Annotated in this window: 23 protein-coding genes and 1 tRNA gene; 6 read left to right on the top strand and 18 right to left on the bottom strand. The window is 62.9% G+C overall.

From position 1 onward, the window contains the following. Window positions 1-141 precede the first annotated feature (141 nt). The 4 genes from ABIA90_RS08740 to ABIA90_RS08725 all read right to left on the bottom strand — a co-directional run bounded on the left by ABIA90_RS08740 (window position 142) and on the right by ABIA90_RS08725 (window position 5,177). A complete protein-coding gene (locus ABIA90_RS08740) occupies window positions 142-885 on the bottom strand; it encodes a polysaccharide deacetylase family protein (RefSeq protein WP_354118561.1) in 744 nt (247 codons plus the stop codon). Window positions 886-991: 106 nt separating this feature from the next. Continuing rightward, complete coding sequence (gene metA / locus ABIA90_RS08735; RefSeq protein WP_354118560.1) at window positions 992-1,993, bottom strand: homoserine O-succinyltransferase MetA; 1,002 nt, start codon at window positions 1,991-1,993, stop codon at window positions 992-994. 12 nt (window positions 1,994-2,005) lie between these two features. Then, window positions 2,006-3,307, bottom strand: coding sequence for an O-acetylhomoserine aminocarboxypropyltransferase/cysteine synthase family protein (locus tag ABIA90_RS08730; protein WP_085403623.1), 1,302 nt, complete (start codon window positions 3,305-3,307; stop codon window positions 2,006-2,008). A 295-nt stretch (window positions 3,308-3,602) separates the two neighbouring features. Then, entirely contained in the window at window positions 3,603-5,177 is a 1,575-nt protein-coding gene (locus ABIA90_RS08725; RefSeq protein WP_354118559.1) for an amidase family protein, read from the bottom strand. Between the two features lie 264 nt (window positions 5,178-5,441). On the opposite strand from ABIA90_RS08725, the gene ABIA90_RS08720 reads away from it, so the two are divergent. Together ABIA90_RS08720 and ABIA90_RS08715 are read left to right on the top strand one after the other, a co-directional pair. Next, window positions 5,442-6,260, top strand: a complete 819-nt coding sequence (locus ABIA90_RS08720; RefSeq protein WP_354118558.1) for a uracil-DNA glycosylase family protein — start codon at window positions 5,442-5,444, stop codon at window positions 6,258-6,260. Beyond that, window positions 6,257-7,867 carry an amidohydrolase family protein gene (locus ABIA90_RS08715; RefSeq protein WP_354118557.1) on the top strand — a complete coding sequence of 537 codons (1,611 nt, stop codon included), beginning with the start codon at window positions 6,257-6,259 and terminating at the stop codon, window positions 7,865-7,867. Before ABIA90_RS08720 ends, ABIA90_RS08715 begins: the two co-directional genes overlap by 4 nt. A 7-nt stretch (window positions 7,868-7,874) precedes the next feature. Here the strand turns inward: ABIA90_RS08715 and ABIA90_RS08710 are convergent, their stop codons facing one another. Together ABIA90_RS08710 and ABIA90_RS08705 are read right to left on the bottom strand one after the other, a co-directional pair. Then, complete coding sequence (locus ABIA90_RS08710) at window positions 7,875-8,909, bottom strand: aldo/keto reductase (protein ID WP_354118556.1); 1,035 nt, start codon at window positions 8,907-8,909, stop codon at window positions 7,875-7,877. 10 nt (window positions 8,910-8,919) lie between these two features. Next, the gene (locus ABIA90_RS08705; RefSeq protein ID WP_354118555.1) at window positions 8,920-10,101 is read right to left on the bottom strand and encodes an MFS transporter; all 1,182 of its coding nucleotides are present in this window, start codon (window positions 10,099-10,101) and stop codon (window positions 8,920-8,922) included. Window positions 10,102-10,199: 98 nt separating this feature from the next. Between ABIA90_RS08705 and ABIA90_RS08700 the strand changes: the two genes are divergently transcribed. After that, window positions 10,200-11,150 carry a LysR family transcriptional regulator gene (locus ABIA90_RS08700; RefSeq protein ID WP_354118554.1) on the top strand — a complete coding sequence of 317 codons (951 nt, stop codon included), beginning with the start codon at window positions 10,200-10,202 and terminating at the stop codon, window positions 11,148-11,150. A gap of 47 nt (window positions 11,151-11,197) precedes the next feature. Here ABIA90_RS08700 and ABIA90_RS08695 read toward each other — a convergent pair whose 3' ends face one another. From ABIA90_RS08695 to ABIA90_RS08685, 3 genes are all read right to left on the bottom strand, one after another. Continuing rightward, window positions 11,198-11,632 (bottom strand): cupin domain-containing protein, encoded by a 435-nt coding sequence (locus ABIA90_RS08695; RefSeq protein WP_014490468.1) that lies wholly within the window; start codon window positions 11,630-11,632, stop codon window positions 11,198-11,200. Between the two features lie 186 nt (window positions 11,633-11,818). After that, window positions 11,819-12,784, bottom strand: a complete 966-nt coding sequence (locus tag ABIA90_RS08690) for a LysR family transcriptional regulator (protein WP_354118553.1) — start codon at window positions 12,782-12,784, stop codon at window positions 11,819-11,821. A 228-nt stretch (window positions 12,785-13,012) separates the two neighbouring features. After that, entirely contained in the window at window positions 13,013-14,422 is a 1,410-nt protein-coding gene (locus ABIA90_RS08685) for an amidase (RefSeq protein ID WP_354118552.1), read from the bottom strand. A 100-nt stretch (window positions 14,423-14,522) separates the two neighbouring features. Here ABIA90_RS08685 and ABIA90_RS08680 point away from each other — a divergent pair, with 100 nt between their 5' ends. Next, a complete protein-coding gene (locus tag ABIA90_RS08680) occupies window positions 14,523-15,083 on the top strand; it encodes a TetR/AcrR family transcriptional regulator (protein ID WP_354118551.1) in 561 nt (186 codons plus the stop codon). 95 nt (window positions 15,084-15,178) lie between these two features. Here the strand turns inward: ABIA90_RS08680 and ABIA90_RS08675 are convergent, their stop codons facing one another. The 6 genes from ABIA90_RS08675 to ABIA90_RS08650 form a co-directional block, all read right to left on the bottom strand. Further along, entirely contained in the window at window positions 15,179-15,502 is a 324-nt protein-coding gene (locus tag ABIA90_RS08675; RefSeq protein ID WP_354118550.1) for a hypothetical protein, read from the bottom strand. Beyond that, window positions 15,435-17,168 (bottom strand): long-chain-fatty-acid--CoA ligase, encoded by a 1,734-nt coding sequence (locus ABIA90_RS08670; protein ID WP_354118549.1) that lies wholly within the window; start codon window positions 17,166-17,168, stop codon window positions 15,435-15,437. The genes ABIA90_RS08675 and ABIA90_RS08670 overlap by 68 nt, the downstream gene beginning before the upstream one ends. A gap of 634 nt (window positions 17,169-17,802) precedes the next feature. Continuing rightward, window positions 17,803-18,123, bottom strand: a complete 321-nt coding sequence (locus tag ABIA90_RS08665) for a hypothetical protein (RefSeq protein ID WP_085403633.1) — start codon at window positions 18,121-18,123, stop codon at window positions 17,803-17,805. Window positions 18,124-18,308: 185 nt separating this feature from the next. Next, complete coding sequence (locus tag ABIA90_RS08660; protein ID WP_354118548.1) at window positions 18,309-18,731, bottom strand: tautomerase family protein; 423 nt, start codon at window positions 18,729-18,731, stop codon at window positions 18,309-18,311. A gap of 141 nt (window positions 18,732-18,872) precedes the next feature. After that, window positions 18,873-19,733, bottom strand: coding sequence for an SDR family oxidoreductase (locus tag ABIA90_RS08655; RefSeq protein ID WP_247314738.1), 861 nt, complete (start codon window positions 19,731-19,733; stop codon window positions 18,873-18,875). A gap of 157 nt (window positions 19,734-19,890) precedes the next feature. Continuing rightward, window positions 19,891-20,424: a PaaI family thioesterase gene (locus tag ABIA90_RS08650; RefSeq protein ID WP_354118547.1), complete on the bottom strand. Its 534-nt coding sequence runs from the start codon at window positions 20,422-20,424 to the stop codon at window positions 19,891-19,893. A gap of 284 nt (window positions 20,425-20,708) precedes the next feature. Here ABIA90_RS08650 and ABIA90_RS08645 point away from each other — a divergent pair, with 284 nt between their 5' ends. Beyond that, complete coding sequence (locus ABIA90_RS08645; protein WP_354118546.1) at window positions 20,709-21,671, top strand: helix-turn-helix domain-containing protein; 963 nt, start codon at window positions 20,709-20,711, stop codon at window positions 21,669-21,671. 147 nt (window positions 21,672-21,818) lie between these two features. On the opposite strand, the gene ABIA90_RS08640 is transcribed toward ABIA90_RS08645, so the two are convergent. Beyond that, window positions 21,819-21,908 (bottom strand) — tRNA-Ser (locus ABIA90_RS08640). A gap of 196 nt (window positions 21,909-22,104) precedes the next feature. Between ABIA90_RS08640 and ABIA90_RS08635 the strand changes: the two genes are divergently transcribed. After that, window positions 22,105-22,446, top strand: a complete 342-nt coding sequence (locus tag ABIA90_RS08635; RefSeq protein ID WP_063980509.1) for a hypothetical protein — start codon at window positions 22,105-22,107, stop codon at window positions 22,444-22,446. A 38-nt stretch (window positions 22,447-22,484) separates the two neighbouring features. Here ABIA90_RS08635 and ABIA90_RS08630 read toward each other — a convergent pair whose 3' ends face one another. After that, window positions 22,485-23,948, bottom strand: a complete 1,464-nt coding sequence (locus ABIA90_RS08630; RefSeq protein ID WP_354118545.1) for a trehalose-6-phosphate synthase — start codon at window positions 23,946-23,948, stop codon at window positions 22,485-22,487. Between the two features lie 235 nt (window positions 23,949-24,183). Then, the gene (otsB, locus tag ABIA90_RS08625; protein ID WP_354118544.1) at window positions 24,184-25,005 is read right to left on the bottom strand and encodes a trehalose-phosphatase; all 822 of its coding nucleotides are present in this window, start codon (window positions 25,003-25,005) and stop codon (window positions 24,184-24,186) included. Between the last annotated feature and the right edge of the window lie 2 nt (window positions 25,006-25,007).

Below are 25,007 nucleotides of genomic sequence, written 5' to 3'. Positions count from 1 at the left end.
CACGGATTCGGTAAAGCTTGCTCTGCGGAGGCATACCCCTCATCCGGCGCCATAGCCGAAGCTTTGCTTCGGCGTTCCTAGGAACGGCGGCCGAAGGCCGCCTATGCCACCTTCTCCCGCAAGGGGAGAAGGAAGAAGAAGCTACGCCCCGATCCGTCGCAGCGCTTCCGCGACCGTCACGATCGGCATGTCGCGCTTCCCGGCCGCCTCCAGCGCATGGCGCATCAGGTGCGGCGTGCAGCCGTAGGGGCTTGGCGCGTTGGCGACGTCGTGGCCGTAGAAGATCAGCCATCCGCCGCTTGCCACCGCCTCGTCGAAATAGCGATCGACGCCCGCAATATCGATCTCGCGATCGACCAGAGGCGAGGCGCGCAGGAACTGGAGGTCGATGACGTCGCGATTGACGCCGGGGAGGATGCCGCGCGCCGAGCGAAAGGCCTTTGCAAGCTGCGGCTTGCGCCAGACCGAGGCGATTCCATAGGGGTAGGCGAAGTTCTCCAGCACGATCGAGGAATCGATGGCGTGGAAATGGCTGCGGTTACGCTCGATCTCGCGCGCCATGGCGGCCTCGTCGAGATCGGCCGAGCTCTGGTGCGAAAAGGTATGGCAGGCAATCTCGTGACCGGCCAGGTGAAGCCGCACGATCGCGTCGTTCGACAGGCCGTGCCAATGATCCGACGGACGATCGATCAGGCTGCCGGCGAGGTAATAGGTGCCGCGGCCGCCATGCCCCTCGAGAAGCTCGGCGCCCTCGCCTGCAGCGCTATCGGGCGCGTCGTCAAACGTAAAGCTCACCATCGGCGCATGCGCAGGCAGCCGGTGCGGCGCGGCACGAAAATGCCGGGCCAGCCGATTGCTCACGCGTCCCTGGAGTGCCGACCACACGACTGCGTTTCCTGCGATTCCCTTGTTTCTCTACTGAAACATTCGTGCACTGGTAGAGGCAAGCCTAACGCCCGGGTAATCCTAATGCGGAACCAACGCCCTTCGTCTAGCGTGCCAGGACCGAAATATCGGCTTCCGCACCGAGATATTGCAGCCAGTTGCGGAAAAGCGCCGCCGCGGCGCTGCCAGCGGCGATATCGGCGCGCAGATTCAGCGCAGGCAGTTCGTTGGTGAGCGCGGGGTGGCGCTGTTGGGTCGCCTTCTTCTCGAAGCGGGCGAGCTTCTCTTCGGTCGCTGCGTCAAAATAACTCACGGGCAGGTGCGGATAAGCCTCGCGCTCGCGCGCGAGATAGCGGCCGATATCGCGCAGATATTCGCGCTGAAGCGATAGCGCATCGTATTCCGGGTGGCCCTGGAAGAACACGAAGCGGCTGGCATATTGCCTGACGAAGATATCGACGCCGGCCTTTGCCGAACGCGTCAGCACCTGGTAGCCGGCCTGCGTGAGGTCGCTCTCGGCGATCTCGTTCAGGCGGGAATGCGAGACCTTGAGGGGCGCAGGCGCAGCGCGCGTCAGCGCATCGTTCGTCGCAGCTTCGCAGTCGAAAATGCCGTGACATTTGGCCGGGAGCCGCCGCCGCGCGATGCCGTCGAGATGCAGCACCGCCGCATGCGCGGCGAGGCACGACCAGATCGTCGAGCGCGTGTTGACCTTGGCCCAGTCGATCAGGTCGGTGAGGTCGCGCCAATACGGCTCCTGGTCGAGCTCGGGCGCGACCGGCTCGGCGCCGGTCACGATCAGCCCGTCGAACTTGTGGTGCCTGAGCTCGCTGAGTTCCGAATATTCGCTTTCGACATGCCACTTCGCCTCGGGCGACCGCTTCACCGAGGGCAGCGAGAAACAATGGAAACGGATGCGGCGCGGACCTGCAGCCGCCTGGAGCAGCTTCATGAACTGCCGCTCGGTCGCCTTCAGCGCCGGATCCGGCATGTTGTTGATCAGACCGATCGTGAGATCGGCGAAACCGTGGTCGCGCGCGAGATCGCCCTCGGCCGGCACCAGCGCCGGGCTCGATATACCTTGATCCCTGTCGATCAAGATCGTCATCGGCGCGGTCGCCTACTCCGCGGCCTGGAGGCGTGCCGACGGGCAGGCTTTCTCGAGCGCCTGGTCGATGTCCTCGATGATATCTGCGGAATGCTCGATGCCGATTGACAGGCGGATCGTCTCCGGCAGCACGCCGGCGACGCGCTGCTGCTCCGCCGACATCTGCCGGTGGGTGGTCGAGGCCGGATGGCACGCCAGCGACTTGGCATCGCCGATATTGACCAGGCGCGTGATCAGCTTCAGCGCATCGTAGAAGGTCTTGCCTGCTTCCATGCCGCCCTTGATGCCGAAGGTGAACAGCGAGGAGGCATTACCGTCGAGGTATTTCTGAACGAGCGGGTAATAGGGGCTGTCCGGAAAGCCGGTGTAGTTGACCCAGGCAACGCGCGAGTCCTTGCGCAGAAATTCGGCGACCTTGCGGGCGTTCTCGACATGACGCTCCATGCGCAGCGCGACGGTCTCGATGCCCTGGAGCAGCAGGAAGGCGTTGAACGGCGACAGCACCGAGCCCATGGTGCGCTGATAGATACTCCGCGCGCGCTCGATATAGGCGGTCTTGCCGAAGCGCTCGGCATAGACGAGGCCGTGATAGGAGGCGTCCGGCTTGTTGTAGCCGGGGAAGCGGTCGGCGTGCTTCGCCCAGGGGAAATTTCCGGAATCGACGATCGCACCACCGAGCGTGGTGCCGTGGCCGCCCAGAAACTTGGTCAGCGAATGCACGGCGATGTCGGCGCCGTAATCGAACGGCTTGAGCAGGATCGGGGTCGCGACGGTGTTGTCCACGATCAGCGGCACGCCATGCGCATGCGCGATCTTGGCGAGAGCCTCGATGTCGCAGACATTGCCGGCGGGATTGCCGATGGTCTCGGCGAACACGGCGCGCGTGTTCTCGTCGATCAGTTTTGCGATCGCATCCGGCTTGTCGCTCTCGGCGAAACGGCCGGTGATGCCCTGCCGCGGCAGGATGTGCGAGAGCAGCGTGTGCGTGGTGCCGTAGAGCTGCGGCACGGAAACGATGTTGCCGCCGTGATCGGCGACGTTGACGAAGGCGAAATGCAGCGCAGCCTGGCCGGTCGCGACCGCAAGCGCGCCGACGCCGCCTTCGAGTTGGGCGATACGCTTCTCCAGCACCGCGCTGGTCGGATTGGCGATGCGGCTGTAGCGAAAACCTTCGGCCTCGAGATTGAAGAGCGCGGCGCCGTGATCGGCGCTGTCGAAGGCATAGGCCGCGGTCTGGTAGATCGGCACCGCAACCGCGTGCGTGGTGGCTTCGGGCTCGTAGCCGGCGTGAATAGCGATCGTCTCGTTGCGCATCGTGCCACCTCCGCGTGGAGCGGGCCGCACTTATTGGCCTGTATGAGGCATGTGCGTTGTCCGCCGTTCCTCTGTTAGAGGCGGGTGGTAAAGCGGACAATAATTCGCCTAGAGATCGAGGAAGTAACCCTAACGATTGTTGGTGAATTGGCTAAAACTTGAATCGAATTGGATTAATGAATTCGTACGCCTCAGCCTCGCCGCTGCGCCAAAGCATCGGCGTTCCAAGGACGGAGGCCCAAGGCCGCCTATCCCACCCTCTCCCCTCGTCGTGGGAGAGGGTGGGATCTTCACCTTACTCCATCGTCTCCCAGAGCCGGTGGGCGAGCACACCGGCACGCTTCTCGATCGCGGCCGCCGCATCGAGCGCGAGGTCCTCGCGATAGCGTCCCGCAATGAGCTGCACGCCGATCGGCTTGCCGTCATGCAGGGCCACCGGCACCACCGCGCCGGGCAGGCCCAGCACGTTGATGGCGGAGATGAAGCGGATCTCGCCCCAGAAAATTTCCTTCACGCGATCGGCGCTGACGGTGTCGTCGCGCGGTCCCGGCGTCGGTTTCACCGTGGTCGGCGCCAGCACGACCGGATACTCCTCGAAGAACAATTGCCAGGCGCGGATATGGCCGTTGCGTGCGGCCGTCGCCTGCATCCAGGCCTTGAGATCGAGCACGTTGGCCTTGGTCTTCATGCCGCCCCAGGCCTTGTGGAAGTCCTCGGACGTCACCTTCAGCATGCCGGCCTCCTGCATCACCACGGTCTCGTTGGTGATGATGTCGCACCAGGTCTGCCAGACCCCATCGATGTCGGGGACATCGACCTCGGTCACGCGATAGCCGGAACGCTCCAGGTGATCGGCGGCCTGACGCAGCGCCCCGCGGACGGACGGATCGACGTCCATATCCTCCGGGATCCTGGCCAGTGCGACCTTGATCGGTCCCTTCGGCTTCGGCCCGGCCAGCGGCGCCGGCACCCACCAGGGATCGCGCGGATCGCGCTGGCTCATCACATCGAGCGCGAGGCGGACGTCGCCGACGTGACGGGCGAGCGGGCCCTGCGCCGACATCAGATGCGCCAGCATCGGCCGCTCGGCCGTGGCGCTTCCGTTGAAGGCTGGGATGCGGCCCTGCGTCGGCTTGATGGTGGCGACGCCATTGCAATGCGCCGGCCAGCGCAGCGAGCCGCCGATGTCGTTGCCATGGGCGATGGTGCCGATGCCGGCGGCGACAGCCGAGCCCGCGCCGCCCGAGGAGCCGCCGCAGGTGATGTTCGGGTCCCAGGGGTTCAGCGTCAGCCCGTGCAGCGGATTGTCGGTGAAGCCGCGGAAGGAGAATTCCGGCGTATTGGTGAGGCCGATGACGATCGCGCCGGCTTTCTTGAGATTGCGCACCACGGGCGAGTCCGACGGCGCGACAAAATCCCTGTTGGCGGGCACGCCGTTGAAATTCGGCCGGCCTTCGTAGTCGACATTCTCCTTAATCGTGATGGGCACGCCGTGCAGCAGGCCGAACGCGCCGCCCCTGGCGCGCTGCTTGTCGGCCGCATGCGCAGCCTTCAGTGCTTCCTCGCTGAGATCGACGACAACCGCGTTCAGCCGCGGATTGACGGCGCGCATCCGTTCGAGATGCGCTTCGACGGTCTCGACCGCGGAGATTGCGCCGTTGCGGATCGCGGCTGCGGTGTCGACCGCGGACCATTGCCAGACCGAACCTTTCGGACGACGTGCCGTGGCCGCCTTACGCGGTGCCGGCTTCTTGACCGTCTTCTTGGCCGCCTTCGCAACGGCCACCTTGCGGGCGGTGCTCGCCTTGACCGAGGTCTTCGTTACTTTCCTTGCAACACTTTTCTTCTTCGTCGCCGTCTTCTTCGCCACGCCGCATCTCCAAAAAATTGCGCGGCGGAGGTTATGGAGATCACGCGAGCGTGTACAGGCGCGTTTCTGCATGGCGCGTCGCCGCGACGCTCTGCCACGGGCCGGCGCGAGTGACGCGCATGAACCTTTGGCCCCGCTGTCCTGACCCATATACTGGTTGAATGGTGGAACAAACCACCGCCAAGATTGTGCCATCAAGATTGTGCCATGGCGATTAGGTTTTTGACGTAGCTATTCTGACAGCGACGCATCGGAGCATTTGCCATGCTCGTGGAATTCGACAGCGGATACGACCAACAACCCTTCCGCGATCTGTGCGCCGACTATCCGGCCGCTGAAACCTACGATCCCGACGATTTCCGGATTGAATGGGGGCCGATCTTTTACCGCGGCCGGCTCGACGGATCGGCGCGCGTGCTCGTCGTCGGTCAGGATCCCGCCCAGCACGAGACGATCGTGCGCAGAATTCTGGTCGGCACCGCGGGGCGCCGCACTCAGGGCTTTCTCGCCAAGCTCGGCATCACGCGGAGCTATGTGATGGTGAACACCTTCCTGTACAGCGTCTACGGGCAGAGCGGCGGCAACAAGCACAAGAACGAGCCGGGCATCGTCGAGTATCGCAACAAATGGTTCAAGGCCGTGCTTGCGCCGGGCAATATCGAAGCCGTTGTCTCGCTCGGCGGCCTCGCCGACGAGGCCTGGAAGGCCTGGCTCAAGACGCCCGACGGCGCGGCCTACAAGACCCTCGCCTATCAGCACATCACGCACCCGACCTGGCCGGAAAGCTCGGCCCACGATAACGCGACGCGGGCCGCGAACACCAAGACCATGCTGACCAAGTGGAACGCCGCGCTCGCGGCTCTCGCACCTGAGGTCCAGCATCCCGACGTGCCGACGACGCTCGTGCCGTATGGCGACGCCTTCAAGCCGAGCGAGCTCTTCGACATCATCGCAAAGGATCTTCCCGCCGGACTGCCGGCGTGGATGCGCGGAGACACGCCATGGGCCGTGCGCCAGGGCGCCGACGCGGCCACCAAGCGGCGCACGATCACGATCACCATCCCCGACGGAGTGATCCCATGAGCCCGGCTGCCAACCCGAAGCGATGGGCCCTGAGCGGGCGGATCGTGACGATGACCGCCGAGGGCGACGTCATCAAGAGCGGGACGATCTTCATCGAGGACAATCGCATCGCGGCGATCGTACCCAAGGGACAGCCGGCCCCGGCAGGCTTCGAGGCCGTCGTTGCAGTGGCGACCGGCGGCACCATCTATCCTGGCCTGATCGAGCTGCATAATCACCTGAGCTACAACATCCTGCCGCTCTGGCGCGTGCCGCAGCCCTACGGCAATCGCGACCAATGGCAGAATGCCAAATCGTACAAGACGTCGGTCACCGGCCCCATGAGCGCGATCGCGCTGGCCGACGACGGCTCGCTGCTGCCGGCCCTGGTCCGCTATGTCGAAGCCAAGTGCATGGTCGCAGGGACCACGACGAGCCAGGGGATCACGCTGTCGAACTGGAGCGGCACGATCCACAAATATTACAAGGGCGCGTTGCGCGCCGCCGAGATCGGCAGCCCGCCCGATCTGCCGAAGGCCCACTCGAAGATTCCGGACATAGATGCCGAGGATTGGGCGAAGTTCGACAACGAGCTGAAATCGTCATCGTGCTTCCTGCTGCATCTCAGCGAAGGCATCGACATCAAGGCGCATAGCCACTTCCTCGCCTTGCGCAATTCCGAGGGAGATTGGGCGATCGAGCCGTCGCTGGCCGGCATTCATTGCACGGCACTCGATGCGACCGACTTCGGAACGATGGCCGAAAACCATGCCAAGGTCGTCTGGTCTCCCCTGAGCAATCTGCTGCTCTATGGGAAAACGACCGACGTCGTCGCCGCACGCACGGCCGGCCTCACCATTGCGCTCGGTTCGGACTGGTCGCCGTCCGGCAGCAAGAACCTGCTCGGCGAGCTGAAGGCGGTCAAGGTCGTATCCGCGCATTTCAATCTCGGCTTCAGCGACTACGACATCATCTCGATGGCGACGCGCAATCCGGCCGCGATCCTCAAGTGGGATGCGAAGCTGGGAACGATCGCCAGCAGCAAGTTCGCCGACCTTCTGGTCGTGAAGGGAGTCACCGGCGATCCCTACGCTCATCTGATCAAATCGCGCGAGCAGGACATCGTTCTGGTCACCATCGGCGGACGAGCCCGTTATGGGACGAAGACGGTCATGCAGAAGGCGGGCGGAATCGGCGAGGCGCTCAAGATCGGCAGCAGCGCGCGGGTGATCGACTTCACCTCGCCCGACCAGGATCCCGGGATCGAGAGGATCACGCTGGCGGAGGCGACGAGCCGCCTCCGTGCCGCGCTCGGCAATCTCGGCACCTTGCAACCGCACAGCCTCGCCATGAGCGATGCGATCGCCCGCGGAGCGGTGTCACGCACCGGATGGCGCCTCGCGCTCGACGAGCAGTTCGGCAACAATGTCCAGCTCCGCCCGCGGCTGGAATATAACGGCGTCAGGACCGGTCCGGATTTGGCGGCGGTCGCGGCAGCGGCCGAGCCGCTGCACCCGATCAAGCTGGATGGCCTCACGGTATCAGGCGATCCCGCGTTTCTGGACACGCTGAAGAACGAGCCGAATCTTCCCGCGGGAATCGCGACGGCGATCGCGGCTTTTTACTAGTCGTTCGTCACACCAGCGGCGGATTGAGGCGCGTAAAGCCTTCCTGGATGCGATAGGGGTAGTAGGGATAAGGCGGCATCACGGCGCTGACCTCGTCGAGACGCGCGATCTGCGCAGCGCTCAGCGACCAGCCAACCGCGCCGAGATTGTCGCGCAACTGCGCTTCATCGCGGGCGCCGACGATCACCGAGGATACGGTGGGACGCGCCAGCAGCCAGGCAATCGCGATTTGCGGCACGGTGCGGCCGGTCTCCGCGGCGATCATATCAAGCACGTCGACGATGGCATAGAGCCGCTCGTCGTCCACGGGCGGGCCGAACTGCGCGGTGGCGTGCAGACGGCTGTTCGCAGGGAGCGGCCTTCCGCGCCGGATCTTGCCGGTGAGCCGGCCCCAGCCCAGCGGGCTCCAGACCAGCGCGCCGACGCCCTGGTCGCGTGCGAGCGGCATCAGCTCCCATTCGTAGTCGCGGCCGAGCAGCGAATAATAAACCTGATGCGCGACATGGCGCGGCCAGCCGTGCCGGTCGGCGATTGAGAGCGACCTCATCAGCTGCCAGCCGGCGAAATTGGAGACACCGACATAGCGCAGCTTGCCGGCGCGTACGAGCGTATCGAGGGTGGACAGCACCTCCTCGATCGGCGTGAACGCATCGAAGGCATGGAGCTGGAGCAGATCGAGGTAATCGGTACCGAGCCGGCGCAGCGCAGCTTCGACCGAGGCGACCAGACGATACCGCGATGAGCCGGCATCGAGCGGACCGTCGCCCATCGGCAGGCTCATCTTGGTGGAGATCAGCACCTTGTCGCGGCGTCCCCTGATCGCGGCGCCGAGGATTTCCTCTGACGCGCCGTTCGAATAGACATCGGCGCTGTCGAACAGATTGACGCCGGCATCGAGGCAGATATCGACCAGCCTGCGCGCTTCGTCGGCGCCGCTGCGGCCCCAGGCCGAGAACAGCGGGCCTTGGCCGCCAAACGTGCCGGTGCCGAAGCTGAGGACGGGTACCCTGAGACCGGAAGCGCCGAGATTGCGATATTCCATGATCATTCTCCTATTCCGCCGGGCACGCCGCGACTGCGGGCTGCGTTCGATCGAGCTGAAGGCTCCATAGCGCGAGCACGAGACCGACGGCCGTGATGCCGGCCGCGACCAGCGGCAGCGCGGAGAGACCGAGCCCGCGATCGATGGTGACGCCGCCCGCCCAGGCGCCGAGCGCGTTGCCGAGATTGAAGGCGGCGATGTTGAGGCTGGAGGCGAGCGTGCGGCCGCTGGGGCCGGCGGCTTCCAGCACGCGAAGCTGGAGTGGCGCGACGGTCGCAAAGGCCGCGATGCCGAGCAGCAGGATCAGCGCGATGGCTGCGATCTTGACCGACAGCACGGCGGCAAGGCCAAGCAGCACGATGGCGAGCGCGGCGAGCGTGCCGATCAGGGCACGCGCGAGGCCGCGATCGGCGAGCTTGCCGCCGGCGACGTTGCCGATCGCGAGACCTGCACCGAACACCAGCAGGATCGGCGACACCGCGGCTTCCGAGAAACCGGTGAAGCGCGTCAGGATCGGCTGGATATAGGTAAAGACGACGAACAGGCCGGCAAAGCCGAACACGGTCATGGCGAGGCCGAGCAGCACCTGCGGCCGGCCGAGCACCGCGACCTCCTCGGAGAGCGAGATCGGCTTGTCGCCATTGCCGACATGGCCGGGCACGAATGTGGCCACCACTGCGAAGGCGATCACGCCGATCACCGTCACCGCCCAGAATGCCGCGCGCCAGCCGAGCATCAGGCCGAACCAGGCGCCGAAGGGCACGCCCAGGAGTGTCGCGACCGTCAGGCCGATGAACATGGTCGCAATCGCCGAGGCGCGCTTGTCCTCCGCGACGAGGCTGGTGGCGACCACCGAGCCGACGCCGAAGAAGGTGCCGTGGGCGAGCGAGGTCAGCACCCGCGCCGCCATCAGCAACTCGTAGTTCGGCGCCAGCGCGCAAGCCGCGTTGCCGAGCGTGAAGATCGCCATCAGCGCCAGCAGCACGGTTTTCCGCGGCATCCGCCGCGTCGCCAGCGTCAGCACAGGCGCGCCGACGAAGACACCGAGCGCATAGCCGGAGATCAGCAGCCCCGCGACCGGCACGGAGACGTGCATGTCGGCGGCGACCTGGAGCAACAGGCCCATGATGATGAACTCGGTGGTGCCGATGCCGAAGGCACCGGCGGTGAGGGCGAGGACGGCGGGAGGCATGCGTGGCTCCAATGCGAGGGACGAGCCACGCAGATAGCCGCAGCGCGGCAAAACCATTAGGATGTCCGCAATCCAATCATTTGTGACGTGAATTCAACATGGCCCGTTTCGACACCAACCGCTCCGCCGAGATGGAGGTTTTCGTCCGCGTCGTGGATCTCGGCGGATTCACCCAGGCCGCGCGAAAGCTGCGCCTGACCCCGTCGGGCGTCAGCAAGCTGATCTCGCGGCTGGAGACGCGCCTCGGCTCGCGGCTGATCAACCGCACCACGCGCAAGCTGACGCTGACGGAGGAGGGCCAAGCCTTCTACCAGCGCGCCGTGCGCATTCTCGGAGAGATGGAAGAGGCCGAGCGCGAGGCGGCTTCAGGCGCCGCGCCGCGCGGCCGCCTCACGGTCAACTGCAACATTCCCTTCGGCATGCTGCACGTCCTACCGCTGATTCCCCGCTTCCTGGAACGGCATCCCGAGGTCACACTCGATCTCGTGCTGACCGACACGCTGATCGACCTGATGCAGGAACGGGCCGATATTGCCATCCGCGTCGGGCCCCTGAAAGCTTCACGCCTGGTCGCGCGAAAGCTCGGCACCAGCCGCATGGTCGTCGTCGGCACCCCAAACTATCTGGCGCGCTTCGGCACACCGAAGACGCCGGCGGATCTCACTGAGCACCGCGGCATCGGCTGGACCTTTCCGCGCATCCGCGGCGGCTGGCCATTCCGGCGCGGCGACCGCACCGAGGAAGCCATGCCGCCACCGGCCGCGCGCGCCAGCGACGGCGAAATCGCCCGCCGCCTCGCCCTCGGCGGCGTCGGCCTCGCCCGCCTCGCCCTCTTCCACATCGGCCCCGACATCGAATCGGGCCGCCTCGTCCCGGTGCTGCAAAGCTACAATCCCGGCGACCGCGAAGACATCCACGCCGTCTATGTCGGCCACACCGCGCCCCTGCCCGCGCGCGTGCGCGCGTTCATCGATTTTCTCGCCGAGCATGTGCGGGTGAACGACCCCGCGCTGAAGCGCGCGGGGGACGGGAGATGGAAGCTCGCTTAGGGACGGCGAAATCGCGGCGAGACGCGCGTTCGGTGCTGCCCATCGTATCATGGGAGCGGACCAACTATCCGTTGGCCGTTGCGCGCTGCGATCGTCGGCAGCATGTCCATGTGCTGCTCGCGCGGCTCGGGGATCCTGTGCAGATCGCGGAAGAATTCCTCGTGACGACGCGGCGTGGAGACGAGGATGTGTCTCGCGTCGGCCGGCCCCTCATTGGTGAAGCCGTGAACAACTCCTCTCGGCACGAGAATCCGCGAACCGGGTCCAGCGACCTCGGTCTGGTCTCCCACGAGGTATTTCACCTGGCCCTCCAGGAGGACAAACAGCTTGTCCTCCTCCTCGGAGATGTGGGCGGGTGCGCCGAAGCCCGGCTTGATGGTCATGTCCAGCACCGTGAACGGGCTTTCCTGCGGATTGATAATTTTCGTCGTGAGACCGGCAAATTCGGTCGTTTCGAACTTCGTCGTGATGACGCTCTGCATTGGCCAAGGCTCCATTGACTTCGGAGCTCGATAGATTGCATGCGGGAGGGCCGCGGATTAGTCCCCCTCCGCAAGCCACAGCGGCTGTAGTTCTGGCCAATTGGCATCGGAGTTTCCCGAAGACCAGTTCTGCTGCCCGAACGGTCCACCTCAAACTGTCGGCATGAATAACGACAACAACGGAAATCACCGCCCCGCAGCTGCAAGGTGTCGCTCGAACACACGGGTAAAATCCGCGACCTTGGCGCTTAGATCGGCCCGCGAAGGATATGTGAGATGCAGGCGGATCGTCCCGGAGAACTGCTCTGGCAAAACCGGCACGACGAGCCCCGATGCGTATTCCACTCTGCAGAGGGCTTCCGGAAGCAGACCAATCCCCTGGTGATTCAGCACAAGTTCACGAGCAAGAGCGAAGGAGTCGACCGCGACATGAAAGGCGGGCCACGTCGCCCCGCCCGGCAAGGAGCGGGATAGGAGGCGCAGCAATTCACGCCTCGATGGCCCGATCAAGGTCGACGCGTCGCGAATATCGACGGGGATCCCGTGACTGCTCACATAGTCTGCGCTCGCATAAAGACCAAACTTCATGTCGATTGCGCCCTTGATCAGGGCTTCCTGAGGATTGGCCGCTCCGATGCGGAGCGCAATATCAATATCCTGGGAGATGAGATCGAGCACGTCGTTCGTGAGCGACACCTCAAAGCGCACATTGGGGTGTTCGTTTCTGAAATCCCCGATCGCGGCTGCCACGATCCTGACCGGAAAGTCGGCCGGCAGCGTGATGCGGATTTCGCCGGCATATGGGTCGTCAGCACCGCTTACCCCCCGGAGCGCGTTGACAAGCAGGGCAAGCGCGCCAGCCGAACGCTGGTAGAGTTCTCGTCCTGCGGCCGTGAGGGCAAAAGCGCGCGTGGACCTCTTGAAGAGCCGCGCACCGAGCGCCGCCTCCAGGCTGCGGATGCGCAAGCTGACGGACGACCTCGGCGTGTTGGTTTCGCGGGCTGCCGCCGCAAATCCGCCGGCGCGCACGACAGCGACGAATGTCTGCAGGGAATTCAGGTCGATCGGCTGCGCGTCGGTGTGAGCGAGACTTGAATGTTCATTCTGATCATCCTTCTCGGCCTCTTCGAGAGCGCTGCTGTGTGCCTTCATGACGTCCTGCTTCCGGTGATGGTCCGGCGCGCGCGGGAACTTCATAAGGGAAGGGAGCGGCAACCGATAGCGAACCTATGGACGGGAACAATGACCGGAGCGCACCAGGATTTGCGACGCAATTGAACGTGACCGTCGGTTGATTGAGCAAGCCGCGATATCGTCAGCTCATCCTTCATGGTGGATGCTCTCAGGGGAGAGGGCGGGATGGATCCCGCCCTTTCATCGTCAGATCGTCGGATGAAGGTCGCGAACGGGGCTCACCTCCTCGAGGAGCGAGGCGACCTTGAGCACCGTCGATTCCGCCAGCCAGGAGGAGACGATTTGTACGCCGATCGGAAGGCCATCGTGGCTCGTTCCAAACCGCATTGATAGAGCGGGCATTCCCGTCAGGCTGAACGGTGATGTGGCGCTCATGACGTGAAAGGGTGAAACCGTCACACCATCGACCACGAGGTCATTGAGACCATGCTTGGTCGCCGGGAACGGGGTTACCGGGCAGAGTAGCACATCGTAGCGCTGGAAGTATTCGGCGAAGCTATCGCGAAGGCGCTCTATGGCCTGCTCGGCGGCGACGAAGTCGACGATCGGCGTATCAGGTGCATCAAGGACCAGTTTGGCGTGCCTGAAGATCTCGGCCTCATGGCCGGCGGTGACCTTCTCGAACTGGCGCCGGGATTCCATCTGCTGGAGCTGCCAGAGGACGCTGTTGGCATCGGTCTGCTCCACGACCGGCAACCGGACCTGTTCGACGTGGCAGCCGGCATTGCTCAGCGCATGTGCCGCTGCCTTCACGGTCGCGACCACTTCCGGATCGATGGGTCCGAAGAAGCCCGGAGAGGCCATCCAGCCCACGCGAAGCTCACGGGCCGATTTCGTACCTACCCCTGTATCGAGGCTGGGCGAGCTGACCGAGAAGCCGTCGGCACCGTCAGGTCCTGCCATCAAGGAATAAGCGAGCACCACATCGCGAACGGAACGCGCCATCGGACCGATGTGCCAGAAACGGCGCGGCACCCGAGGCCAATGGCCCGTCATCGGCATTCGACCGTGAGTCGCTTTAAATCCGACGACACCGGTATGCGCTGCCGGGCCGCGCAAAGAGATCGAGAGATCGCTGCCCACACCGAGTGGCGACATGCCCGCTGCGATGGCAGCGGATTCACCGCCGCTCGATCCGCCCGGCGTGTAGTCGAGGTTCCAGGGGTTGTTGGTTTGGCCCGTCAGGAGATTGTCGGTTTCGATCGAATAGGAAAATTCGGGCGGGTTCGTCTTTGCGATGAGAATGGCGCCGGCGGCCTTCAGCCTGGCCACGACGGTGGCATCAGTGTCAGGCACGCGCCCCCTGAAAATCGGCGAGCCGCGCTGTGTCAGCACACCCGCCGTGTCGATCCCATCCTTGACCGTGAACGGAACGCCATGGAGAGGGCCGAGCTGGGCGCCCGACATCACCGCCGCCTCGGCCTTCCCGGCGCTTTCCATAGCGCCATCGGCCAGCGTCACGATCGCGTTCAGCTTGGGATTGACCGTCGCGATGCGGTCGAGATGCGCCCGCATGACCTCGACCGGCGAAAGCTCCCGTTGAGCGATCAGCTGGGCGATGCGCGTGGCGTCCATTCTAACGATGTTATCCATCATATCTGTCCTACCTGCCATTTGGTAGGCTGGACATGTCTCTCGCATTTATGGACTTCAATCCCTACCTGTCATTTGGTAGGGACACGTTAAGGTGATCACGATGAGCGAAAATGCGAGGGAAGCAATCCTGGCCGCGGCGCGCAGGACAGCGCAGGCCCACGGATATGGCGGGTTGAACTTCCGCGACATCGGAGCTGAAGTCGGCATCAAGGCTGCGAGCATCTACCACCACTTCCCAGGTAAGGCGGAGCTGGGAGCAGCGGTGGCGAGACGCTATTGGGAAGATACGGCAGCGAACCTCGAAGCTCTTTCAAAAGCGAACGGAGATCCAAGAAAAGCGCTCCGGGCCTATCCGGGACTTTTTCGTCGATCGCTCGAGCAGGACAATCGCATGTGCCTCTGCAGCTTCATGGCGGCCGAATATGATGATCTGCCGGACGCGGTGAAAACCGAGGTGCAGGCTTTCGCCGATGTCAACGTGGCATGGCTGACCAGGATGCTCGCTGCGGCTTCAATTCCCGCCAGCAAGCGTGAAGCAAGGGCGCGCGCGATCTACGCGGCCGTTGCCGGCGCGCAACTGATGGCGCGGAGCCGCGCCGACCTGAAATTGTTCGATGCGCTGATCGAAAGCTTTCGCGGATCAGGCTTGATCCCGACCTGAAGGCCGATCCTGCCTGCGCCGCCCAAATGGCTGGCGGAGATGAATCGTGGACATCTTTGGCTCCTTCACGTCGGCGCTTGCATGCCAATTGACAGTCAATTGGAGAACGTGCTCGCCTTGCGGACGAGCAGTTCATCGCCCTTTCGGCTGATTTCGAGCGCGGCCTGGTATGGCGTTGAGACAACGACGCGCTGACCGGGCGCCAGTACTGTCACAAAGCGGATCGGCGTTCCCGCTTCACCCTGTGCAAGAGTCGTGACGACGCGGAATCCATCGGGCTCGACCGTGTAGTAGGCGACGCCGGATACATCGCCGAGATTGATGCTCAGGCCCTCGATCGGCCGCAGGCCGTTAGCGTGTGCGGCTCCGAGTGAGGCGAAGGTGACGGCGGCTGCGAGAAGCGAGCTGCGGACTGACATAGGGACCTCCGTTGGCTTCGGCGGCGGGCGGGTTGCGCGTCTGGCTGATCGCTGCGGAATCGCGGTTTCCGTAAAGCTCGCGCAATTTGGTCTTCAGGACTTTTCCGGTCGCCCCGTGCGGAAGCTCGTCGACGAACAGAACATCGTCCGGCATCCACCACTTCGCGATCTTGCCCTCGTAAAAGGTCAGGAGATCTTGCGCCTTGAGCCTCGATCCCTGGCGCCGGACCGCAAGCACGAGCGGGCGTTCGTCCCATTTTGGATGCGCAATACCAATCACCGCCGCTTCGACGATTTCGGGGTGGGCCATCGCCAGGTTTTCGAGTTCGATAGACGATATCCATTCGCCTCCGGACTTGATGACGTCCTTCGAGCGATCCGTAACCTGCATATAACCGTCGCTGTCGATCGTGACGACATCACCCGTGAAAAACCAGCCATCGGCACGCTCGCTTTCCGGCATCTTGTAATAAGCGCGGGCAATCCAGGGCCCCCGAACCACGAGGTCGCCAACGGCCTTGCCATCGTGGGGGAGTTTTCTGTTGTTGCCATCGCGAATGCCGATTTCGACCCCGAAAAGCGCACGTCCTTGTTTGACCTGGCGAGACCGCCGTTCAGCTCTCGACGAGGTCATGTGCTTGCGCAGTGGCTTCGAGATCGTCGCGAGCGGGCTGGTTTCCGTCATGCCCCAGCCATGCAGAACTTCTACTCCGTATTCGTCCTGCAGCGTTTCCATCAGGGAGGCCGGACATGCCGTGCCACCGATCAGCGCGCGATTGAGCGTCGTCGGCTTCACGCCGGCGCTTTGCAGGTATCGAACATAGCCCAGCCAGACCGTCGGCACGCCGCCGGCGAAAGTCACCCCGTGGTCCTCGAACAACCTGTGCAGGCTCTCACCGTCGACGTTTTGGCCGGCCATCACCAGCTTCGAACCCGTCGCCGTTGCACAATACGGCATTCCCCAAGACATTGCGTGGAACATCGGCGAGACAAGCGCGACCGTGTCATCCAGAGAAATGCGACAAGCGTCTGGGAGCGCTGCGGCGCAGGAATGCAGCACGGCGCTGCGATGGCTATACAGCACACCCTTTGGGTTTCCTGTCGTTCCCGACGTGTAGCACAGCCCGCATGCCGTGTTCTCGTCGAACTCCGGCCATGCATAGGCTTCCGAGCACCCGGAGAGAAATCCTTCATAGGATGGGAAGCCTTTGGCTCCCACGATCTTTGCGTCGCCAGCCTCGCCCAGATATATCCACGCTTCAACAGTCGGACATTGCGGCATTAAAGAGTGTACGAGATCGATAAAAGCCAGATCGAAGAATACAACCGCATCTTCGGCGTGGTTGATGATGTATATGATCTGGTCCACGAACAGCCTTGGATTGATCGTGTGGCAAACGGCTCCCATTCCGGAGATGCCGAAGTATAGCTCCAGATGCCGATAGCTATTCCAGGCTAAGGTCGCCACGCGATCGCCTGGCTTAATGCCGATCGAGTCCAATGCATTTGCGAGCCGAGAGCTGCGCTCGAGAAGGCCGCTGTAGCTCGTGATGTGATCGGGCTTGTCGGGAGTTCGGGAGACGATCTCGACATCGGGAAAGGAGCGCGCCGCGTGCATGAGAATGGACGACAGGAGCAACGGAGTTTGCATCATTAAGCCAAGCATGGCGAATGTTCCCTCGGTTTCAACGCTTTCACTTCAGCCGCAAGCGACTGTTCGTGCGGGCAGGAGATGGTCCGTTCGGGCATCCGTTTGGCGGGAAGTCTTCATCAGCCAGGACGACGTCTCGCCCGCTCTCGCGCCCTTGGGCGCCCGATCCCCGAAGGCGCGCCTTCGCGCGAGACCTGAGAAGGATGACAAGCTTGAAGTGAACGACTAGCAGCCTGATCGCAAAGGACGTGACGAGCCATATGACTGACAGGGGCATTTGTCTTCCAAACACAATTTAGATTCGATGCTTTGAATGAAGCTAAGGCTCTGGAAGCTTGATGTCGTGAGCCGCAGGCGCCCTTTCACCGGTACCGGCACGCACCGCTCGCTGCCACCCCGCGCCGCGAAGCGGTCAGGCCGACGCGGAGACGGATAACGGCGGCGCAGATAGGGCTGGAAGCAACGCCAACGTCGTGAGCAGGGTGCGACGGTCGATGCCGGAGCGCAGAATGGCTTCCTTCATGTTCGGCTACTCCTAATTCAAATAGATCGGATGAAGCAGGTTCGGCGAAAATGCGATGGACCGCTCTGCCGCTGATCACGCTCATCGCCCTTCCCGTTCGCTGGGAAGGCGCCATTTGGCCGGAAATTAGTTCGAGACCGATTTCACCTTGCGGACGAGCACGCTGTCGCCGTTCCGGCTGATTTCGAGCGCATTTACCTGGTGCGGTGTTGAGAACGCCACGCTCTGACCCGGTGCAAGAACACACACAACACGGATCGGCGTTCCCGTCATGCCCTGTGCAAGGGTCGTTACGACATGGAATCCGTCGCGCTCTACGGTGTAGTAGGCGACACCGGACAGTTCGCCAACGTCGACGCTCATGGCATCAATCGGACGCAGGCCATCGGCGTGGGCGGGCTGCAGAGAGGCGAACGCTGCGGCAACAAGCAGGCTACGGATCGACATAGCGATCTCCTTTGGGTTGCGACATAAAACCCTGTAAAGCGTCGAGGCTGCAGAACACTGCGACGAGCCGGCCGGGCGGTATTACGTCCGCCCGGCGCCTTTCGGCATTTTGGCGTTCGCGCCGCCGAAGTTTGGCGGATTGATACCCATCGCCGCGATCAGCTCGCTGAAGGTTGCGCCCACACTCAGCTATATGCTGACGGGCGGTCCTCTTTGACCCAGTGCTTTTCAGCCTCAGAATCGGGGTCAGGCGGCTTCATTCCTTGGATGGTCCAGAAATCGATTGGCGTTTCGTCAATGTGGACCTCCCAGCGATAACCCCGCTCGCGTGTGAAGGGATTGAGCATAGTGTTGACGCGCTCCAGCCACCACGCTCGCCGCTCGGGAGCAGTTGCGCGAGCAATCTGATCAATCCAAATCCTGACAAAATCGTTCGTTGCCTTTCCGCCGATAAAAAACGAGTTCCTCGGCAATTCGTGAAAGACAACGCTTGCATAGAACCGGGGCAAGCCGACACCCGCGTAGAGGTCCGTGATACGCGTCGCAAGCGCGCACTTGTCCTCGGCTGAGTACGCATTCTCCGGACAGTAAATATGCCACAGAGGCATTTGAGCTCTCCTTGTTAAGCTTTGGCGATATTCGTCCTGGCTTCTTCATTCTTTCGAGGGCCTATTCCTGGCAGGGCGCGCCCGCCAGCGTGCTGCCGCGTGAGGACGGGTCGACGGCAGGCGCCGACCCTGAACACTCCATCACGCGAGTTTTTCGAGATGCCCGAGGCCCAGACCGTCGACGACGGCCCTCTGGACGGGCGCGATGTCGGCATTGATCTTGTCAGCACCGAACGACGTGCCCACCACCGTCCGAGCGGCGCGACTGCCCTTCGCCTGGCCGACGAGCTTGGCGACGGCCTCGGCAATGTCGTGAGGCTTCGGAGCGTCCTTTCCCTGCAACATTGACGTGAAGGTCTTGTAAATGGCGTCGGGAATCTGGCCGACCTCGCCGTAGGACTTCGTGATGTCGCCGTCGGCAGGCCTCTGGATGCTCGAGTACAGGCTTGTCGGGTAAGCGCCAGGCTGAACTTCCACCACGTCTACGCCGAGTTGGGAGACCTCCAGCCGAATGCTGTCGGTCAAAGCTTCGATCGCCATCTTGCTCGCGCCGTAGATGCCGACGAAGGGGAACGTCACCCGGCCGAGGACGGAGCCCATGTTGATAATGAGGCCTTCGCGCTCCCGACGCATCGAAGGCAGCACTGCCCGCGTAACGCGGAGGAACCCGATGACGTTGGTGTCGAAGATCGCCTTCGCCTGATCCGCCGTGAAGGCTTCGGTTACGCCGACCGACGCAATGCCGGCGTTGTTGACCAGCACGTTGATCTTGCCGGCCTCGGCGAGGATAGAAGCAATGGCGCGATCGACCGAGCCGTCATCGGTAACGTCGAGTTCCACGACGCCTATTTTCTGGCTTCGCAGCGCGTCGGCGTGGCTGCGATTGCGGCTGGCGATGTCGCGCATCGCGGCAAACACGCGATAGCCGTCGCGCGCCAGCTTTTCCGCGGTTTCGCGGCCGAAGCCGCTCGATGTGCCGGTAATGAGAATAGTCCTGGTCATGGTTTGCCTCCGGTGATGAGGGTTGCGGGTCAATGCGAGACGATCAGCCGGTATGGCTGGTCAGGAACTGGCGGCGTACCGCGACCGGAATGTCCGAGAACGAGCTTGAACAGACGTCGGGAGCGGCGGGTTGGGGTGATGAAGCCTTGGATGCGAGTCAGAAGGCGAATTCCAGGCTGGCGTGTGCAACCAACTTTCCCGTAGACGCAAACGAAACGCGGGTTTCCGTGAAGGCCGACGCTTTGCCAAAGCGCAATACTTCTGCTCTTACGTGATAGTCATCGTTGACGGCTGGACGCAGGAAGTGAGTGTGCTGATACACGGTGCCTTTAGTGATGAGCCCCGTCGTGCCCACGGACAGTGATGCAACCGAGTCAATGGCCGCCATAATTGCCTGGCCACATACCGCGCAGCTTGACAATTTGAGCGCATCATTTTGTGGAAGCATCGCGGACACGATGCCCGGGCAGACCTTGAACTCGCGAAGGCCGAGCATTTTCACCCAAGGCGCGAAAACATATTCGTACAACTCAAGAACTGTGGCATCCGTCACTGGCAAACAATGAAGCGGAACCGGAATTCCAGGCCGCCCAACTCCCAAGGCGGGATCGGACTCGTTTTGCGTTGCCTGCTCGGTCACAAGAGCCCGGTTTCCCGTTGGCGTCATTCTATTCTCAACTTCTGTAATCATTGTTGTCTCCGATTCTCGTCAAAGCGTGACTACCAGGATCGGAATCTAGGCGGCTGGACCTCAGGTGTCGTGAGGCGATCGCGCCCAATCGTCCGTACTAACGCGCACCGCCTGGCGCGCCTCGCGGCGATGCTGACACGATCTCGGCGGCGTGATTTGGCGTGACGCAGAGTTGAGCGGGACCTGTCTCGGGCCACGCTAGCTTGATCGACGTCTGCCCGTGTTTTCGGCGCAGGCCGTTACAAACCGTGCGATTAGGCTTACCAAGACCCGCGGAGGCGATGATGCACCCGAGCGACGATTTTCTCAGCGCTCCAGAATTGGACTATGACGGTTTCCGAGCTGCAATGCGCGAGGATTGGGGATGGTTTACTCCTGCTCGCGAAACCAACTTCTTCGCCAGCAAGGTGCGCACGCGGCGCGTCTTCGGATTCGCTGCAGTGGATCTCACCTGCAGCGCTACCCGCCTTGAGCGGACGGAACAGGACATTCGCCGTGATAACATGGAGTACTATTTCGTCACAGTTCAGGATACCGGCGAATCGATCATCATTCACAACGACCGAGTCGTAAATATCACTGCTGGCGATGTCATCCTGCTCGATTCCACAAAACCCGTGACATTCATCTCGCGGGCCGAAGACAGCGCGCAATGGCTTGGTGTGCAAGTGCCGCGCCAGAAGCTGGCGTCGCATCTCGGCTTCGAACCGCAAGGTGGCGTGTGCGGTCCTCGGCAGGCGCAAGCGTCACGTCTGCTCTGTCAACTCGCTCTTGACCCGATCAGCGATGCAGAACCGGCGTTCGCGTCGACTGATCAATTTATGCATCTGGTGGTCTACGATCTCCTCGGCGCACTGTTTGCACCTCCCGCCCCGCTTGGCTCGCGCCACAACGACAAGCTGTTCATGCGCGTCTGCGGCATCATAAAGGACCGCTTTGCCGATCCGGACATCTCTCCGCGCGAGGTGGCTGTCGAGGCGGGAATTTCACTGCGCTATTTGCAGAAGCTGTTCACGGTCCGTGGGTCGACATGCGGTCACCACATATGTTCGGCCCGTCTGGATCATGCGGCGCGTCTGATCGAACGCCGCGCGTTGATGAAGACAGGTCAGCCGCTCAGCGATATTGCCTACGCCTGCGGCTTTCGCGACTACACGCATTTTGCGCGCGGCTTCCGCCGGCGTTTCGGCACCGCGCCGGGCGCCGTCGGAGCGGGCGCCACCGGTAACGACAGCGCACGGGTGTGAAGGCTGCAGAAACAGAGGCAAGCGCAGTTAAGCTCGGCTCTCGACCGAATTCAGAAAGGATCTCGCTTTCCAACCCCTGCCGCGCCCAGAAGCAATCCGGGGGTCGACCGTCGAAAACAGAGATCTACCTTACATTTCGATAGGAGCTGGCGGAGAGAGTGGGATTCGAACCCACGGTACGGTTTCCCGCACACACGCTTTCCAAGCGTGCGCCTTAAGCCACTCGGCCATCTCTCCGGAGCGCCCTCTCTTGAAGGGGAGCCGATGATTTTGCAAGAGACCGCGGGTAAATCGGGTGAATTTTCCGTAAGGTATTGTATTTGAAAGACAATATCTGGCGCCGGCTGGCGCTTCGGAACCACTCAAAGGCTGAACCGGAAGCGGGTTTGGCGCGACGATTCACTCAAGACCGCCAAACACGACCGGGGACGCCATGACCATCCAAAAGACCATCGTCGCGCTGGGCCTGATTTCGGCCCTTGGCTCCGCCTTTGCCGCGTCGGCCGCCGCGCAGGTCTGCACCCGGCAGGGCGTCGACGTGAGTTGCGACGACGGGCGGCGCGGGGTGCTTTCGGGCGATGCGATCATCTGGCCGGACGGGACGCGCTCGAACGCCTCGCCGCATCCGAGCGTGATCATCGGCAACAAGAGCTCGGTGCATGTCGGACCCGGCGTGTTCGTCGGCCAGGGCAAGGGCATGGTGCCGCTGGACGATCCCAACGCGCCGAACAAGCGGCAATGCGCGATTTTGGACGGGGTGTCGTATTGTTATTGAGCGCCTCTCCCCGCGAAAACGGGGGAGAGCAAGAGAGCTTAAATCAATCGCACACCTGATATCGCCGACTTCAGCCAGCGCAGGGCCTGCGGCGGCTGGGTCTCGAGCGGCGTGACGATGGCCTTCTCGGTCCGGCACTTCTCCAGCTCGGCGACGAAGTCGGCGGACCATTGCTGGATGGTATGGCCGCGCAGCGTCTTCATCATCGCATCCCAGCGCATCTTGCGCTCGGCCAGCGGCATCGCGGCCGCGACCGCGATCGCGCGGGCCATGCCGTCGATGTCGTGCGGATTGACCAGCAGCGCCGTTTCGAGCTCGTTGGCGGCGCCGGCGAACTTCGACAGCACCAGCACGCCGGGATCGGCCGGGTTCTGCGCGGCGACATATTCCTTGGCGACGAGGTTCATGCCGTCATGCAGCGGCGTCACCACGCCGATCTGCGCGGTGCGGTAGAGACCCGCGAGCACGGTCTGGCTGAAGCCCTTGTTGAGGTAGCGAATCGGCGTCCAGTCGACCTCGCCGTGGCGGCCGTTGACGTCGGTGACGAGACGCGCGACCTCGTTCTGGAGATTGCCATAGGCCTCGATCGCGCCGCGCGAGGGGTTGGCGATCTGGAGCAGCGAGATGCTCCGCGCGAACTGCGGATGCTCGGTCCAGAGCCGGTCGAACGCGCTGATTCGATTGACGAGACCCTTGGAATAGTCGAGCCGGTCGACGCCGATCGCGAGCCGCTCGCCGTTGAGACTGCGGCGCAGCCGCGACACGTCGGGATGCGAGGCCGATTTCGCCGCGTAAGCCGCGAACTTTTCCGCATCGATGCCGATCGGAAAGACCTCGCAACGCGTACGGCCATGCTGCGAGATCGCAACGCCGTCTTCGACGGCGAGGCCGAGTTCGCTCGCGACATAGCCGAGGAAATTCTGGCAATCCTCATTAGTCTGGAAGCCGAGCAGATCGTAGGCCAGCATCGCCGTGATCAGTTCGCGATGATTGGGCACGCCCTGCATCACCGCGACGACCGGCCACGGCGTGTGCAGGAAGAAGCCGATCGGATCATCGACGCCGAGATCGCGCAGCTCCGCGCCGAGCGCGAGGAAATGATAATCCTGCACCCAGAACGCCGTTTTCGCTTTCCGGAAGCGCATCAAGGCGCGCGCCATGAAGGCGTTGACCTCGCGATAGCTGACATAGTCGTCGCGCGAGACGCGGATCAGATCGCTGCGCGAATGCAGCGCCGGCCACAGCGCCGAATTGGCAAAACCTTCGTAATAGCCGCCGTAATGCGCCGCCGGCAGGTCCAGCGTCGCTATCGCACCCGACCCAAGCGCTTCGATCTCGGCGAACGGTTCCTTCTGATGGCCGTCGCGCACACGGCCCGACGAACCCACCCAGATAGCACCCGAATGTTCCACCACGGGAAGCAATGCCGCAGCCAAGCCGCCCGTCATCGGCTCGTTGGGTTTACCGCGCGCAACTCGATTTGAAACGACGACTAAATTCACAGGTCGTCCCCTCCTTCATTCCAACCCGTTTAACTGCTGTTCATCAATATGGTTCCTGTCCATCATTTGTACGAAATGAAACCAAAATCAGGCACGTGCGTTGGAACCAGTTTTTCTCCGGGGAACCCGGCGGTTTCACTCAACAAAGTCAGTTTTCGTGACTGTGTTGCCCAGCATGAATTGCGCGCGCAAGCGAACGACGCGAGCGACAATGTGGCCCCAGGGTGTCGGTGCCTTATTCCAACCTTGTGTCGTCGAGCAGACGCGCGAGGAACGCGCGCACATCCTTCGGCTCATCGAAATGGCCGTTGACGCCGATGGCGCGGCGGCCGACCGAGAAGGCGAGCCCGTTCATGTCGGGCATGATCGCGAACACGGTCTCATCGGTGACGTCGTCGCCGATGAAGATCGGGCGGCGTCCTTTAAAGGGCTCATGCTTCATCAATTCGCGCACGCCGGTCGCCTTGGTGAAACCGGAATGCTTGATCTCGCAAACGAACTTGCCGGGTAAAATTTCGATCGGCGCGCTGGGCAGATCGGCACGGATCAGCGAGACGGCTTCGAAGATCGCCTTCTCCGCATGCGGCGCGAGACGATAATGCAGCGCCAGCGAATAGCCCTTGTCCTCGAGTAGAATGCCGGGGCTGAGCTTTGCAATCGCAGCCAGGCGACGCTTCAGCTCCTTGTCCATCGGCGGCGCATGCACGTCGTCGGCCTCATTGCCCACCGACAGGCGCATTTCCGCGCCGTGACCGGCGACCGCGCGAAACACGTCGGGTGCGAAGATCAGGTCGATGTCGTTGAGCGAACGGCCGCTGACCATCGCCAGCGCGCCGGACGTGCGCTCGGTCAACAGGTTCAGCGTTTCCGACAGGCCCGGCGGCACCCACACCTCGCGCGGCGTCGGCATCAGGTCGAGCAGCGTGCCGTCGATGTCGAGCAGGATCGCGGTCTCGCCGAGATGCGGCACGAGCGCATGCGGCACCGGCACCGCGTCGGGCGCTTCTTCGTCAACCATGGGGCGCTTCTGATCCAATTCCGCGAGCTCCGATTTCATAG

This window comes from Bradyrhizobium sp. LA6.8, from assembly GCF_040547935.1.
In the GTDB taxonomy this organism is placed as follows: Bacteria; Pseudomonadota; Alphaproteobacteria; order Rhizobiales; family Xanthobacteraceae; genus Bradyrhizobium; species Bradyrhizobium barranii.
This window is presented reverse-complemented; position numbering and strand designations above follow the sequence as displayed.

Bases quoted from the DNA above. Each gene is read 5' to 3' on its own strand.
- otsB (WP_354118544.1), bottom strand. From the start codon at position 25,005: ATGAAATCGGAGCTCGCGGAATTGGATCAGAAGCGCCCCATGGTTGAC.
- ABIA90_RS08650 (WP_354118547.1), bottom strand. From the start codon at position 20,424: ATGATTACAGAAGTTGAGAATAGAATGACGCCAACGGGAAACCGGGCT.
- ABIA90_RS08695 (WP_014490468.1), bottom strand. From the start codon at position 11,632: ATGCAGAGCGTCATCACGACGAAGTTCGAAACGACCGAATTTGCCGGT.
- ABIA90_RS08715 (WP_354118557.1), top strand. From the start codon at position 6,257: ATGAGCCCGGCTGCCAACCCGAAGCGATGGGCCCTGAGCGGGCGGATC.
- ABIA90_RS08690 (WP_354118553.1), bottom strand. From the start codon at position 12,784: ATGAAGGCACACAGCAGCGCTCTCGAAGAGGCCGAGAAGGATGATCAG.
- ABIA90_RS08705 (WP_354118555.1), bottom strand. From the start codon at position 10,101: ATGCCTCCCGCCGTCCTCGCCCTCACCGCCGGTGCCTTCGGCATCGGC.
- ABIA90_RS08710 (WP_354118556.1), bottom strand. From the start codon at position 8,909: ATGGAATATCGCAATCTCGGCGCTTCCGGTCTCAGGGTACCCGTCCTC.
- ABIA90_RS08680 (WP_354118551.1), top strand. From the start codon at position 14,523: ATGAGCGAAAATGCGAGGGAAGCAATCCTGGCCGCGGCGCGCAGGACA.
- ABIA90_RS08635 (WP_063980509.1), top strand. From the start codon at position 22,105: ATGACCATCCAAAAGACCATCGTCGCGCTGGGCCTGATTTCGGCCCTT.
- metA (WP_354118560.1), bottom strand. From the start codon at position 1,993: ATGACGATCTTGATCGACAGGGATCAAGGTATATCGAGCCCGGCGCTG.
- ABIA90_RS08645 (WP_354118546.1), top strand. From the start codon at position 20,709: ATGCACCCGAGCGACGATTTTCTCAGCGCTCCAGAATTGGACTATGAC.
- ABIA90_RS08655 (WP_247314738.1), bottom strand. From the start codon at position 19,733: ATGACCAGGACTATTCTCATTACCGGCACATCGAGCGGCTTCGGCCGC.
- ABIA90_RS08660 (WP_354118548.1), bottom strand. From the start codon at position 18,731: ATGCCTCTGTGGCATATTTACTGTCCGGAGAATGCGTACTCAGCCGAG.
- ABIA90_RS08685 (WP_354118552.1), bottom strand. From the start codon at position 14,422: ATGATGGATAACATCGTTAGAATGGACGCCACGCGCATCGCCCAGCTG.
- ABIA90_RS08675 (WP_354118550.1), bottom strand. From the start codon at position 15,502: ATGTCAGTCCGCAGCTCGCTTCTCGCAGCCGCCGTCACCTTCGCCTCA.
- ABIA90_RS08700 (WP_354118554.1), top strand. From the start codon at position 10,200: ATGGCCCGTTTCGACACCAACCGCTCCGCCGAGATGGAGGTTTTCGTC.
- ABIA90_RS08720 (WP_354118558.1), top strand. From the start codon at position 5,442: ATGCTCGTGGAATTCGACAGCGGATACGACCAACAACCCTTCCGCGAT.
- ABIA90_RS08730 (WP_085403623.1), bottom strand. From the start codon at position 3,307: ATGCGCAACGAGACGATCGCTATTCACGCCGGCTACGAGCCCGAAGCC.
- ABIA90_RS08665 (WP_085403633.1), bottom strand. From the start codon at position 18,123: ATGTCGATCCGTAGCCTGCTTGTTGCCGCAGCGTTCGCCTCTCTGCAG.
- ABIA90_RS08670 (WP_354118549.1), bottom strand. From the start codon at position 17,168: ATGCTTGGCTTAATGATGCAAACTCCGTTGCTCCTGTCGTCCATTCTC.